The following is a 13,346-nucleotide window of genomic DNA, read 5'->3' as shown; positions in this document are numbered from 1 at the left end:
CCCGGCCGTTACAACCTCTATCTCGGAGGCGCTTTCGACGGCTCCCGCCTGTCGAAGCTCTATGCCGCCGACCTGCAGCATGAGGAGATCGTTGCTGCACTAGACCCGTTGTTTGCGGCCTACGCCCATGGGCGCGAACCCAGAGAGCGGTTCAGCGACTTTCTCATCCGCTCCGGGATTGTCGCAGCAACGACGAACGGGCGCGATTTCCACGCGAAAACCGGCCCCATCGCGAAGGCGGCGGAATGACTCCGCCAGTCCTTCCCAAGGCCTCGCGTGCGGCTCGACTTAATCCCTTGCCGAAGCTGCCGATCTTCTACGACCTCATGGGAAAGCGCATTCTCGTGATCGGCGGAAGCGAGGGAGTTGCCTGGAAGGCGGAACTTCTGGCGGCCTCAGGGGGCATCGTTCGCATCGTCGCAGAAGATCCGTCGCCGGAACTGAGCGCTCTCATTGTCAGTGCGCCTGATCAGTTCGATCTTGTTCAGCGCCATTGGCAACCTGATGATCTTGATGGCGTCTCAGTTGCGGTGGCTGATATCGAGGACAGAGACGAGACCAAACGATTTGTGGAGACGGCGCGCAGTCGCGGTGTGCTCGTCAACGTCATCGACCGGCCTGCTTTCTGCGATTTCCAGTTCGGATCCATCATCAACAGATCGCCCGTTACGGTGGCCATCTCGACAGATGGAGCGGCCCCCATTCTTGCCCAGGCCATCCGACGCCGGATCGAAGCTGCATTGCCACTCTTTCTGGGAGCTTGGGCACAGGCGGCAAAAGACTTTCGCGAGAACTTAAAAGCAATCGTGCCGACCAAGGCAGGCAGGCGACGCTTCTGGGAGAAATTCGTCGACACGGCCTTCACGATGGAGGGCGATGAAGAGCAACGTTCTTCCAGCCTCAAGCGCCTGGCTCTCGAAACACGTGACGATCAGGCAGCGAGATCAAAGATCGGCGAAGTGGTGATCGTTGGCGCCGGCCCTGGTGATCCTGAACTGATGACCTTGAAAGCGATGCGTGAGCTTCAGGCCGCCGACATCATCGTCTATGATCGTCTTGTAACACCCGGGGTGCTGGAACTGGCCCGCCGTGAAGCGCGCCGGATCCACGTTGGCAAGGAAGGCCATGGCGCCTCCTGCCGGCAGGACGATATCAATGCGCTCATCGTGGATTTAGCCCTTGCCGGCCATCGCGTCGTGCGCCTGAAAGGTGGCGATCCCTCCATCTTCGCCCGCACGGGTGAAGAGGTCGGAGCCTGTCAGGACGCGGGCGTCCCCGTCCGTATCGTGCCGGGTGTGACGACTGCCAGCGCAGCTGCAGCCTCGCTCGGCGGCTCACTGACCCACCGCGACCATGCGCAGCGAGTCCAGTTCGTCACGGCGCATGATCGTCACGGGGATCTCCCTGAGGAGCTGAATCTGGGTGCTCTCGCAGACCCGCAGACAACGACGGTCGTCTATATGGGGCGGCGCACCGCTTCCAAATTGGCTGCACGCTTGATCAAAAGCGGTCTGCCGTCCGATACGCCGGTTGCCGCTGTAAGCGATGTATCGAGACCAACACAGGAGCAGTTGCAGGCCACGATCTTCGATCTTGCTCATGGAGCCACTTTGCCTGGAACCGGCCCCCTGATCATCATCATAGGGGCATCCGTTAGACCGGTCCACGAGGCAGCGTCCGATCTGGTTCAGAGGTCGTATCATCCTGCAGGCGCCGAGCAGCCAGTAAGCGGTCCTGGTCAAAGACTGCCGGCGCTCTTTTCGAGCTGATCAGCGCTTTCGTTGCGATCACAAGGGCTTTGATGCGGCCTGCGCCGAGATCTGGTCAAAATACGCAATTCTGCAGACGACCGCTCCGCCGACAATCATCCAGAAGAGTGCGATCTTCAGGATCAGTTTTCGAGAGGGGCGTGATCGTTTTTTCATGACCTGCGTGAAAAGAAAAGAGCGACTACACAGGCAATATACGCGACATGTGCAGATCAGAAAGTGTCGCAACAACCAGCTCGTGAATTTAAGAAGAAGATTCTATCTTTCGCTTGGACTGCAGGCAAAACATTCTGCGTTTGTGATGGAAGGTAGTTCGAATTGCTACCGCCACATCTCTTCCGGTTGGCATTTATCATCATGCCAGCGTGGATGCATGAGCCTGAAGCAGGGAAAGGTTCATGCCCTGTCATGTGAAGGGACCCTTTGAGGTTGGAAGATTGTCCCTTCAGACCCCAATGCTTCGTGCCTCAGCTCAGCAGGTTGAACCAAACGGCAAATCCGCGCGAGCCATTGTCGCTTCTCTTCTCTCCTATCGCCGCAAGTTGACGACAGCGACGCCGACCAGGGCCATGGCGCCACCGATGGCACCGAGCAGAGTCGGCACTTCTCCAAGCCATAGGAAACCGAGAAGCGTGGCGACCGGCGGCACGCAGTACATGAAATTCGACGCGCGGCTGGCCGGCAATTGCGACAGGGCAACGGACCAAGTGCCGTAGGCAACAAGGCTGGGCACGAGACCGAGATAGATTACGGCCTGAATGCCCGAAGCGGAGGCAATGGAGAACTCGGATGCTGCATTTGGCAGCCAAGGGGCGAGGAAGAGGGTGCCAAGCACCATGTTCCAAGCCGAAACCGTCAGCGGCCTGTGTCTGGCGAAAAGCGGCTTCTGCACAACGGTCGTCACGGAAGTACACAGAGCTGCCCCGAGAATGAGCAGTGCCCCGGTGTCGAGATGCATCCCCTGCCCTTCGCCGAGGGCTATCAGGCCGATGCCCGCGAACGACAGCGCCGTCCCAGCCCAGGCGCGGACGCTGAAGCGCTCGCCCAGCACGAGCATCGCGAGACCCGCTGTCATGATAGGGTTCGTGTTGATGATAAAGCTTGCCGCACCGGCCGAGACCGTCATCTCGCCCATGTTGAGAAGGGTCGTATAGAGCGCCACGAACAGAAAGCCGCCGATCGCCAGCCGGAGGAAATCCGGCGGCGTCGGCCATGCCGGACGCATGACGACAAGAAAGAACGCAGCCGGTACGGCGGCCACGGCAAACCGCAGAGCGCCGAGCTCGATCGGGCCGAAAGCCTGCAGGCCGGCGCGAATAGCTGGGAAAGCCGAAGCCCAGGCGAGAATTGTGATGATGACGGCAGTGGTGGTCACACCATCGAAGGATCTACGCTCGAAAGAAGAGGCGGTACCAATGCTCATAGCAGAAACTCACGAGGGGAATTAGCCAGATCGACAATCCTGTGCTCTGAGCTGATTGACAATCGAACAATTCGAGGATCAGCTGTGCACATGGATCACAGCTCGCCCCCGCTGCCGCCTCTCGATGCTCTCCGGGCCTTTGACGCTGCGGCACGCCTCGGAAGCTTTTCGGCAGCTGCGCACGACCTGAACCTCACGCATGGCGCCATCAGCCGACAGGTGGCCAAGCTCGAACATTGGCTGGGAGAGAAACTCTTCGACCGGCAGGCCCGCGGCGTCGTCCTGACTCCGCAGGGACAGCGCCTTCATCAGCGGACGACCGAGGCTTTCGCGCTGATCGCTGATAGCGCCGATCGCTGGGTCGAGCGGCGCGGCGCGGCCGTTGTCCGCCTCACGACAATTCCGTCGGTCAGCAACTTGTGGCTGATGCCGCGCCTGAAAGCCTTCGAAAGCGGCGATCCGCCCTTACGGATCGAGTTCGTGGTTGAGCATCGCAACACGGATCTCGAAGCGGACGGTATCGATCTGGCAATCCGCTGCGGCCGAGGAAGCCTGCCGGGACGTGTCTGCGTGCGCCTGTTGGAGGAGCACTGCTTTCCGATTGCCTCACCTGCCCTCGCCGCTTCTCTCGGATCCGGCGCCGTAGAGCGGCTTCTGAACTGCCCGCTCGTACACGATTCCGACGCCTCCGGCTGGCGAGCCTGGTTCACCGCACAGGGGCTAGACTATCGTCCCAAGCCGCAGGACCGCCGATTCGAGGATTACAACCTCGTGCTCGATGCCGTAGCCCACGGCCTCGGTGTGGCACTGGCCCGTCCGCCACTGGCCGGCGAGGCCCTGCGCAGCGGGCGCGTCATCGCAGTCGATCACCGAACAGCGCTCAATCCTGTGTCCTACTGGTTGGATCGGCCCTCGAGCCGGTTACGGCCCGCTTCGGCAGAACTGGCCCGACGGATCATAGCGGAAGCGGGTCTCCCCCTTAGTGTGGCCGAGGCATTCCTGAAAACATAGAACATCCTGAGCGCCGCAGCCGGAACGCATGCGCTCCCGGGATGAGTTCCGGTAAAGCCATCCGTCCACTCAGCCTGGAACTGCTGGCGGGTTGAATCGAGCCTGATCTTCCTGGTGCCGGTAGAGAAGTATAAACAGAGATCCATGACAAAGGCCGTATCCAGTCGCGCCATCCAGGGCCAGCGTGCGCGTCAGTCGACAGGGCGAGCTTTTGACCTACTGCTCCTTGTGCGCCATTGATGACGGTCGATGCCGTCGTGCGCTGCAGAAACCTTTGATGGCGATCTGCGGGCTCTCACGCCGATGGAGCTTTAGCGCAGAGCCAAGCCGTTGCCCTAAGTACGAGAAGCTCCGGCGAGTTAGCGGCTTTTGCTAACCCCTCGCTGGTCCGACCGCGTCCGATGAAGGACCGCCCTGGGTCAAATGCGGAAATCCCTTGCTCTTTTGAAGGTCCGCTTACCACTCACAAGCTGACCAAAGCGGAATTTCTGAGAAGTGCGACTAGCTGCCCTTCCCTGTAGCGCTCGTTTCGGGAGAGCTGGTTTGCGTCGAACCAACTTCCCTCTGTCCCCGTGCAGCGTCGTGGCAGTTCATTCTCTCACTTACAATCGCCGTTACCGCCTTCCCCCGCCGCCGTTTCCGCCACCGTTGCCATTTCCGCCGGCATTGCCGCCTCCGCCGTGACCATTGCCATTCCCGCCGGAATTTCCACTGCCGCCGCTTTTTCCGCCACCGTCGGCTGAGCCTCCTCGAGAATTGCCGGCATTACCGGGAGAGTCGCTGTTATCGCTGCGCCCGCGAGCCGCGCCGGGTCGGGAGCCGCCCAGGGGAGACTGAGCAGGACCAAGATCCGGGTGAAGCGGTGAGGATTTGTGCCCTTGGGCGCCCGCAGGGGTGCTGGGGGCACTGCGCCTGTCCGGGCCCTGTGAAGACCCACTTGAACGAACCGATCGGCCCTCGAGCGAGACCCGCTCAAGGCCCAGTCGTCCTTTCTGATCGGCCACGATGGTCACCACGGCGGCGGCATAGGATCCAGCCGGAAGCGCCGCAGAGACTCTCCCGGCGAGTTCAAGACCCGAACTAAGGCGCAATCCGTTCCTTGTCCGCTCGACATAAGCCTCGATGGAGAAGCGCCGGACCTCGGGCCCCAGGAGATTGCGCTCCCTGGTAGTCCTGGTCACATCCAGAACGCCCCCCTTGTACGAGCCCTCCAGAACAGCCCGTGTGCCGACGAGCGCTGGGGTTGCCCCGCTGAGCCTTAACGGCCCGATCCTGAGGCTGCCGTCGCGCAGCTTGGTCACGCTGCCAACGACCCTGTCAGGGCCTTCGGCTCTGGGCTCGATAAGACTTGCAACGATGGTTCCGTCTGGCCGCCGCAGGCCGAACACCGCAACACGCTCCCCGCGCCGCCATTCCGGCCTGCCGTTGAGCTTTTCGGTGGAGACGGCTTGGCCAAGCACCCTGAGTGTCTTGCCGCTCGTCGCCTCGATCGTGCCGACGACCTCACTGGCCACGTCGATCTGCCTTGTTCGCAGCACACCATCCTGGGTCTCGGCGACAACCTGCACCACCTGACCGATCTTGAGGTCGGAGACCGCCCGGGGTTGCCCGTCAACCCGCACCGGGACGTCCGGCGCATAGGTCACGCGCAAGCCGTTGACGATGATGCTACCGAACCCACGAATTGTGCCCATCACGCCTGTCCCGCCGATGCCGCGATCGCTTTCGGGGTCGCCCGAAACCACTCCGGTGCCGCCAATGCCGCGGTCGCGCGGATCCTGGCCCCGCGCCATATCCAGCGGGACAAAGAGCAGCACCAGCGCGGCCAGCCAGCAGGCAGTGATTCGTGCAATCGAAGTGGCGCAGTCCCTCACGTCCTGGGCTCCTCGTCGTTGCTGTTGGTGGACGTTCCGGCGGCAGCCGACGGCGCAACCTCTTCGCAATAGACGTAGACGCCGAAGTTCCATCGCCACTCACCGGGCATCACTCCATCACTGGCGGCGTGTGCCTCGCGGTTCAACTTCTGGAGAGCCTGCATCGCAACCTCGCGGGAGCGTCGCTGGAGTTGCTCGGCCGCATCCTTCGTCAGGCCGTCGTAGTGCACGGCACGCTCAAGGAATCGAGGCGATTGCGCCTCCACGTTCGCGACCGCAGCGGCGATGTGATCGTGCAGGTTGCGCCCAAGATAATAGAGCTGCTGATCATTCCCGCCCCGCGGCACGAAAGCCGCCTCGACAAGGACAGCGCGCTCCTGGCCATCGATGACGACAAGTTTGCGGTCGAGCCACTCGTCCAGCACCGCGCGGGGCCGCACGTCGCGGGTGACCGAGGCGACAAGTCGTTCGAAGGACGGCTGTGACGGCTCCGCATTGCGGGGTAGCGGCAGGGGCTGCCCCTCGCCATCGGTGAACTCCGGATCTGCAAGCCAGCGGGCAAGAATGCGGCTCGTCTGCGACACGGTCGCTGGAACAACGTTGACCGGAGCGCCCGCCCCGCGCAGGCGGCGGACCTCCTTGCGGTGGATGCCTGTGAGGAGACTGACGCGGCTGTCCGTCTGCTCCTTGCCTTGAAGAGCGAAATCGTACTCGGCGACGTTCACGTAAAGCTCTCGCAGCAGCTCCGCGAGCATGGGAAACGTGATCCCGCTGCGGATCAGGAGCCGCACGAGCGGACGCAGCAGGCGTGCCAAGGGCGCATGCAGCGTGGCTTGGTCAAGAGATCGGGGGGTGTCGCCGGACATAGCCCAATAGGTAAGCGGATTGGTTGTGGGAAGCAATCCCACATCAAGGTTGACGTGGGAAAATTTCTCACATAAGTCGAATAAGGGACTCAACGGTCCCGGAATATGCTGGAAGGAAACTCCATGACACGACGTCTTACTCTCACTGTCTCGGCTTTTGCCTTGGGGCTTGCGATCAGCCTCCAACCGTTCTCCCTTGATATGGCTTCATTCAAGGTCGAGAAGTCTCAGGCCCACGCCAAAGGCGGCGACGGCGGGGGTAACGGTGGCGGCAACGGTGGCGGCAACGGCGGGGGTAACGGCGGCGGAAATGGCGGCGGCGGCAACGGCGGCGGTAATGGGGGTGGGAACGGCGGCGATTCCCGCAGCGGTGGCGGCGAGAATTCTCGCGGAGGCGCAAGCGAGCGCAGCGGCCGCAGCTCCGGCGCCAGCGACGCCTCCGCAAAGGGCCAAGCCAGGGCCGAGCAGGCGCGGAGCAGCACCCGTGAGGCCAAGGAAGTTGGGGCGAAAGTCTCCTCCGAAGCGAAGCAAGCGGCAGCGAGTGCCAAGAGCATCGGTCTGGATGCGGCCAAACTCGGTCGCATGAACGCGGTGAATGCCTCCGCGACGGCCCGGCAGCGGGCGGCAGCCCATTCGACGGTCGGGCTTATTGCGTCCTATGAGAAGGCCTTGAGTGTCAGTGACGACACCGAGGACGAAATCACCGACGCCGAAATCACCCAGGCCGCCAAGGCTCTTGCAGCGCTGTCGAAACAGGGCGTGCCGGAGGAACCTGTCAAGGTGCTCAACGAGAAGCTTGGGCTCGAGATCGACCCCGAATCGGACGTGTTCGATCGCGTCATCGACGAGGCCCGGGAACTCCAGGCCGCACAGCAGTAAACGACTTGAACATCCTGCCGCTGGTGAGCGGCAGGATGTCTTTCGAAACCGACATGCCGGTTTACATGGACGAGTTCTTGGATCGGCGAGGGAAGCGTCATCCCTTCAGGAGAGTGGGGCATACATGCAAGGATACACTCAGCACGTCCGGCACATCGGGAGAGCGCCGACGCACGATGACCGCAGCCCCCGCGTTCTCATCGTCGAAGACGAGACCATGATCTCGATGCTGATCGAAGACATGGTGTGCGATCTCGGAGGACACGTGGTTGGCCCGGCAGCCAAATTTGAACAGGCCATGACTCTGGCGCTCCAGGCGGATTTCGATCTCGCCGTTCTTGACGTCAATATTGATGGCTTGGTGGTCTATCCGATTGCCGACGTTCTGCACTATCGCGGCATCCCGTTCATCTTCATGACCGGCTACGATCCCAGCATCGTTCCCCAGCGCTACCAGCGCAATTGTGTGCTCTCAAAGCCGTTCTCGCACCAGACCTTCAGCGATGCGTTGAGAGAAGTCTTCGCCAATTCGTCTGTTGCATCGGCTGATTGCTAGGTTCTAGGCCGCACTTCAACCACCATGTTCGAGACCAGGAGAAAGCACGATCTGAGCGACATATGCAGGTCAAACCAGGAAATCTCCGCCCTTCAGAATCTTCCGGTGCTCCCTCCATAAGCTGACACCCGGGCTAGTTCCAGGATGTGCAAGCACCGGACGTCGGTGAGCTATCGCAGCCAATCGACGCTACCTGCGCCACCCGGAACTCGTCCACGAGCCTCAATCGCGACCACGGCATCTCCGCCGCGCAACAGGATAACGGCCAGTCTAACCATCCAGAGCAGATAAGCGTAGATGTTACGGCCTTTGAACATCATGAACCTCCGGAGCGTACCGGAGGCATAGACCGAACTGAGTAAATGATGGGTTTGCGACAGTTCCTTGCCCCACCGACGGCTCCGATGGGGCTTTGAGCATCATACTGCGCTGAGGCTTATTTCTTGAGGGTGTCCTTGATGCCGCCCATGGCGTTCTGGGCCTTGCCTTTGGCCTGGTCCATCTTGCCTTCGGTCTGCATCTTGGTGTCGCCGGTCATCTCACCAGCAGCTTGCTTCATCTTGCCGCCCGTGCGGGTGGCTGCGCCTTTCACACGATCTTTGTCCATCGGCATGGCTCCCTCCTGGGAGAACTGACGCAACGATGCGCCAGAGAGAAAACCCCATGCAGCCACCCCTGTTCCTAAAGCCACTGCCAGGATCGCGAGGCAGGACACCTTCTTGAGCAAGGCCAAGCCAGATCCAAAACGGTCCTGCGGCTCCGGGGAACCGCCCGGGAGGCGCGACGCCTTGGCTTGGTGGTGGGTTGCGCGATGCGGGACGATCGGGGATCAAAAGCAGCCATTGCGCCTGAGATCGACGCCATTCCGCAGGCCATAGCCACAGGCTCCCGTCGGATCCAACTGGCCTGAAACCCTCCACCATGCCGCTACGTTGAGCCCAGGGGAGTCCTAGTCCCCGCTCAAAGGTGGGAGAGTTCATGGCCGCAACGGGCATCAGTGGGAGCGCAGCTACCGGTTCGCCAGAGTACGACCATGCTGCGCCAACGTCGTTCTGGGCTCTGACTCTTGGCACGATCGGTGTTGTCTACGGCGACATTGGCACCAGCCCACTTTATGCCCTGAAGGAGAGCCTCGCCGCCGCCACCGGCCATGCTGGCGCCGGGGCTCTTACCCGCGAGATGGTGCTGGGGGTGGTCTCCCTCATCCTCTGGACGCTGATCATCATCGTCACAATCAAATACGTGGTCATCGTGCTGCGGGCCGACAACAACGGTGAGGGCGGCACCCTCTCGCTCGTGACCTTGGCGCAACGAGCTCTTGGCCATAGCACCGGGATCACCATCATTCTCGGCATGGTGGGCGCCTCGCTGTTCTATGGTGATGTCATCATCACGCCTGCCATCTCGGTTCTCTCGGCCGTGGAAGGCCTCAAACTGGTGACGCCCGCCTTCGAGCCCTACGTGGTGCCGCTCAGCCTCGTGATCCTGATCACTCTCTTCGCCGTGCAGCGGTTCGGCACGGCCGGTGTGGCGGCCTTCTTCGGCCCGATCACCGCCTTCTGGTTCCTTGTCATGGCCCTGGGTGGCCTGATGCACATTCGAGATGATCTGAGCATCCTAGCCGCCGTCAACCCGGCGCATGGCCTCCGCTTCCTCATCAGCCACGGCACCGCCGGGCTTCTCGCCCTGGGCGCGGTGTTCCTGTCCGTCACCGGCGCGGAGGCGCTCTATGCCGACATGGGTCACTTCGGTCGTGCACCGATCCGCACCGCATGGCTCGGCCTCGTCCTACCGGCACTCGCCCTCAACTATCTCGGCCAGGGCGCCATGCTGCTGGCGCACCCCGAAGGCCTGGAGAACCCCTTCTTCCTGCTCTATCCGTCTTGGGCGCTGCTGCCGATGGTGATCCTCGCCACCGTAGCTACCATCATCGCCAGCCAGGCGGTGATCACGGGTGCGTTCTCGATCTCGGAGCAGGCGATGAACCTTGGCGTGCTGCCCCGCTTCCGCGTCCTGCGCACCTCCGAGACGGAGAAGGGCCAGATCTACGTTCCTACGATCAACTGGCTCCTGCTTACGGCAGTGATCCTGATCGTTGTCCTGTTCGAGTCATCGAGCGCCTTGGCCGCCGCCTACGGTCTGGCCGTGACCGGCGACATGGTCATCACCTCGTGCCTTCTGTTCATCGTGGCTTGGAAGTTCTGGCGCTGGTCCCCGGCTGTGGTGGCGCTGGTCATCGCGCCCTTCTTCGTCATCGAACTCGTCTTCCTTGGGGCAAATGCGCTGAAGATCCCTCACGGCGGCTGGTTCCCGTTGCTGGTCGGCACCGGGCTGTTCATCCTGATGCGGACCTGGCGCAAGGGCACGCGCCTGCTGGCCGAACTGGCGCATCGGGGGCGGCCACCCTTGTCCGAGTTTATCCGGACAGCCGAGAGCAGCTCGGTGCCGCGGGTGCCCGGGACGGCCATCTTCCTGACCGGGAACGCCCAGGATGTCCCTGCCGCTTTGCTCCACAATCTGAAGCACAACAAGGTGCTGCATGACCACAACGTGATCCTGACCGTGGTCACTGAGGAGGTGCCGCGCCGTCCCGATGAAGGCCGCGTCACAACTGAGAAACTCTCGGAGCGGTTCTCGCGGATGACGGTCCGCTTTGGCTTCATGGAGCACCCGAACGTGCCCTGGGCGCTGGAGGCCGCCAACTTCGATCTTTCGAACGCGTCGTTCTTCCTGTCGCGGCGGGCGCTGCAAGCGTCGGCCCAATCGGGATTGCCGCTCTGGCAGGACTACATCTTCATTCCGCTGGCACGCTCCGCGAGCGACATCACGGACCAGTTTTGCATCCCAGAAGATCAGGCGGTCGAGGTGGGTTCGCGGATCACGATCTGAGCAGGTTCATAAGGCACGGCTGTCCTGACTACGGGATGAGCCACAGGACTGAGCAGAGAATCGAGCATCCCGCTGCCGCAAGCTCGATCCTGTGCCAGTATCTGAAATCCCACGCCCGCAGGTAAGGGATATCACCCGTGTCGCGGGTGAGGTCGCCTTTCAGGGCAGCCTCTGACGACCCCGTGTCCTTTACGAACGTCTGCTTTGGCCGAGCGAGAAGACCAAAGCGTTGCTTCCGAGAAGTGCCAGAAGCCGCCGTTACACAGGGTTGTGTCGTGATGGGTCTGGCCGGATAATCGTCAGGAGCGCTCCGAACGCGTTTGCTGCACCTTCCAGCATCGGCAACGCACAGGTGGGATACGCCATGCCCTCTCAGCGGATCCCCGACTTCAATGTCATCGAATTCGCCAATGTGATCGAATTCGCCACTTGGCTGGTGGGCACGGCACGCGTGGCTCTCTCCCCTGTCGAGATCGTTGCCCAAACCTGCGAACGGCTCGTGGCCGCAGGGATCCCGCTCTGGCGGGTTCGGGTCGGGCAGCGGCTGATCAATCCTCTGATCGGAGCCTGGGGCGTGATCTGGATGCGCGAAACGGGAGCCGAAGAGTACACTGTCCCCCGCAGTGTCCTAGCCACGAGTTCCTACACCGGTAGTCCCTTCGAACATGTCGTCAAGACGCGGACCCGCTTCTACCGCTCCTTGCGCGACCTCGATCCAGCCCGTGACCATCCGGTGCTCTTCGAGATTGCTGAGGATGGCAGCACCGATTATCTGGCCCTGCCGATCATCTATGGGGATGGCTCGGTGCAAGGTGCTGCATTCACAACCGATGCTCCAGGCGGGTTCAGTGAGGCCGCCATGGTGTTGATCGAGGAGCTTAGTCCCTTTTTAGCGGCAGCATTGGAACCGGCCGCGATGCGTCGCTCAGCCGAGAGCCTTCTGCGAACCTATCTTGGCGAAGGTCCGGCTGAGCGCATTGCCGCTGGCGCCATTCGCCGCGGCGATCAGGTTACCATCGAAGCCGCCGTGCTGCTGACCGATCTGCGTGGATATACCCTTCTCTCGGAGCAGTTGCCCCCCGATGAACTGCTGGAGCGCCTTGGCCAATACCAGGAGTTGGTGGTCACCGCAGTGCGGGCCGAGGGCGGGGACGTGCTGAAGTTCATCGGCGATGGCGTGCTGTCGATCTTTCCGGTTGAGGACAGCGGACGGGAGAAGGCGAGCGGTCGTGCGCGTCGTGCGCTGGAGGCGGCCTTGCTCAGAGCCGAGCAGATCGCAGGACTGCGGTTTGTCGGCTGCCTGCACGTCGGCTCCGTGATCTATGGCAATATTGGCAGCCCGGATCGGCTGGACTTCACGGTCGTGGGTCCCACGGTCAACTTTGTCAGTCGGCTGGAGGCGGTTGCCAAGAGCACGAACTCGGCCGCGGTGTGTTCCCGGGAGGTGGCAGCCTGCTTTCCGGCGGACACCACAAGGCGGCTGGGAACTTTCACGCTGCCGGGGGTTCCAGACGCGCAGGCGATCTTCGAGCTGGTCGCGCCCGATCAGAGGGCTTCACGAGAACAAGGGGCTGACCCCGAAATCAAGCCCAGAACGGAGCATGGAAGTTAATCTGGTTGATGGCGGAGCCTCCGCAATGGTTGCACAACAGCGCTGGCCCGAGGGAAAGACCATGCCGCGATACGTCTTCAATGCATCGAGTGGCATCTGCTTTGTGCAGGAGTTCGAGATCTACCATCTCCCGGATCTCGAGACCGCCCGGCACGAGGCTCACCGGGTCGCGAGGCACTTTCGGGCCTATTTGCCCCGCCACCTCCGACAGGAAAGTCTGACAGTCGAGATTGTGGAAGAGACGGGTCAAGAGTTGGCGATATTGCGTTTGGAACCGCCCTTCTGAACGCAAAGGCAGCGGATGTAACGAGGCTCCAAACAATGAGCTGCCTGTGTCCTACGGCACCAGCCGGAAGGTCTGAGTTGGGTCAAAAACGCCCTTCAGCGTGGCCGTGTAAAGGTCCGCTCACCCTGCAGGTCCGGAGATTCGGTTTACTTCCGCTCAGTGCCATGTGTGGACGGCTCCC

At 61.9% G+C, this 13,346-nt stretch carries 12 protein-coding genes and 1 pseudogene; 8 read left to right on the top strand and 5 right to left on the bottom strand.

The window, feature by feature from the left end:
* Window positions 1–249, top strand: a pseudogene (locus AA309_RS35415) (sulfite reductase); the annotation flags it as partial.
* On the top strand, window positions 246–1,769 hold the full coding sequence (cysG, locus tag AA309_RS21640; RefSeq protein WP_047191103.1) for a siroheme synthase CysG: 1,524 nt from the start codon (window positions 246–248) through the stop codon (window positions 1,767–1,769). The pseudogene AA309_RS35415 and the gene cysG, both read left to right, overlap by 4 nt.
* 529 nt (window positions 1,770–2,298) lie before the next feature.
* Here the strand turns inward: cysG and AA309_RS21635 are convergent.
* On the bottom strand, window positions 2,299–3,192 hold the full coding sequence (locus tag AA309_RS21635) for a DMT family transporter (protein ID WP_047191102.1): 894 nt from the start codon (window positions 3,190–3,192) through the stop codon (window positions 2,299–2,301).
* A gap of 90 nt (window positions 3,193–3,282) precedes the next feature.
* Between AA309_RS21635 and AA309_RS21630 the strand changes: the two genes are divergently transcribed.
* Window positions 3,283–4,203, top strand: a complete 921-nt coding sequence (locus AA309_RS21630) for a LysR substrate-binding domain-containing protein (RefSeq protein WP_047191101.1) — start codon at window positions 3,283–3,285, stop codon at window positions 4,201–4,203.
* A 614-nt stretch (window positions 4,204–4,817) separates the two neighbouring features.
* Here the strand turns inward: AA309_RS21630 and AA309_RS37280 are convergent.
* A complete protein-coding gene (locus tag AA309_RS37280; protein WP_052954920.1) occupies window positions 4,818–6,077 on the bottom strand; it encodes a DUF5666 domain-containing protein in 1,260 nt (419 codons plus the stop codon).
* Complete coding sequence (locus tag AA309_RS21620; protein ID WP_047191107.1) at window positions 6,074–6,943, bottom strand: DUF6502 family protein; 870 nt, start codon at window positions 6,941–6,943, stop codon at window positions 6,074–6,076. Before AA309_RS21620 ends, AA309_RS37280 begins: the two co-directional genes overlap by 4 nt.
* Before the next feature lie 123 nt (window positions 6,944–7,066).
* On the opposite strand from AA309_RS21620, the gene AA309_RS34530 reads away from it, so the two are divergent.
* Together AA309_RS34530 and AA309_RS21610 are read left to right on the top strand one after the other, a co-directional pair.
* Entirely contained in the window at window positions 7,067–7,822 is a 756-nt protein-coding gene (locus AA309_RS34530) for a hypothetical protein (RefSeq protein ID WP_052954919.1), read from the top strand.
* Window positions 7,823–7,946: 124 nt separating this feature from the next.
* Window positions 7,947–8,378, top strand: a complete 432-nt coding sequence (locus tag AA309_RS21610) for a response regulator (protein ID WP_047191100.1) — start codon at window positions 7,947–7,949, stop codon at window positions 8,376–8,378.
* Between the two features lie 170 nt (window positions 8,379–8,548).
* Here AA309_RS21610 and AA309_RS35410 read toward each other — a convergent pair whose 3' ends face one another.
* Together AA309_RS35410 and AA309_RS37825 are read right to left on the bottom strand one after the other, a co-directional pair.
* Window positions 8,549–8,698, bottom strand: a complete 150-nt coding sequence (locus AA309_RS35410) for a hypothetical protein (RefSeq protein ID WP_160310521.1) — start codon at window positions 8,696–8,698, stop codon at window positions 8,549–8,551.
* Between the two features lie 116 nt (window positions 8,699–8,814).
* Window positions 8,815–9,111, bottom strand: a complete 297-nt coding sequence (locus tag AA309_RS37825) for a CsbD family protein (protein ID WP_425286897.1) — start codon at window positions 9,109–9,111, stop codon at window positions 8,815–8,817.
* A 245-nt stretch (window positions 9,112–9,356) separates the two neighbouring features.
* On the opposite strand from AA309_RS37825, the gene AA309_RS21600 reads away from it, so the two are divergent.
* The 3 genes from AA309_RS21600 (at window position 9,357) to AA309_RS37820 (ending at window position 13,165) form a co-directional block, all read left to right on the top strand.
* Window positions 9,357–11,267 carry a potassium transporter Kup gene (locus tag AA309_RS21600; RefSeq protein WP_047191099.1) on the top strand — a complete coding sequence of 637 codons (1,911 nt, stop codon included), beginning with the start codon at window positions 9,357–9,359 and terminating at the stop codon, window positions 11,265–11,267.
* Between the two features lie 364 nt (window positions 11,268–11,631).
* On the top strand, window positions 11,632–12,879 hold the full coding sequence (locus tag AA309_RS21595) for an adenylate/guanylate cyclase domain-containing protein (protein WP_047191098.1): 1,248 nt from the start codon (window positions 11,632–11,634) through the stop codon (window positions 12,877–12,879).
* A complete protein-coding gene (locus AA309_RS37820) occupies window positions 12,869–13,165 on the top strand; it encodes a DUF6894 family protein (RefSeq protein WP_150117679.1) in 297 nt (98 codons plus the stop codon). Before AA309_RS21595 ends, AA309_RS37820 begins: the two co-directional genes overlap by 11 nt.
* Window positions 13,166–13,346: the final 181 nt, after the last annotated feature.

The organism is Microvirga vignae, assembly GCF_001017175.1.
In the GTDB taxonomy this organism is placed as follows: domain Bacteria; phylum Pseudomonadota; class Alphaproteobacteria; order Rhizobiales; family Beijerinckiaceae; genus Microvirga; species Microvirga vignae.
Note: the sequence above shows the minus strand (reverse complement) of the source record. Positions and strands in the feature narration are given on the sequence as shown.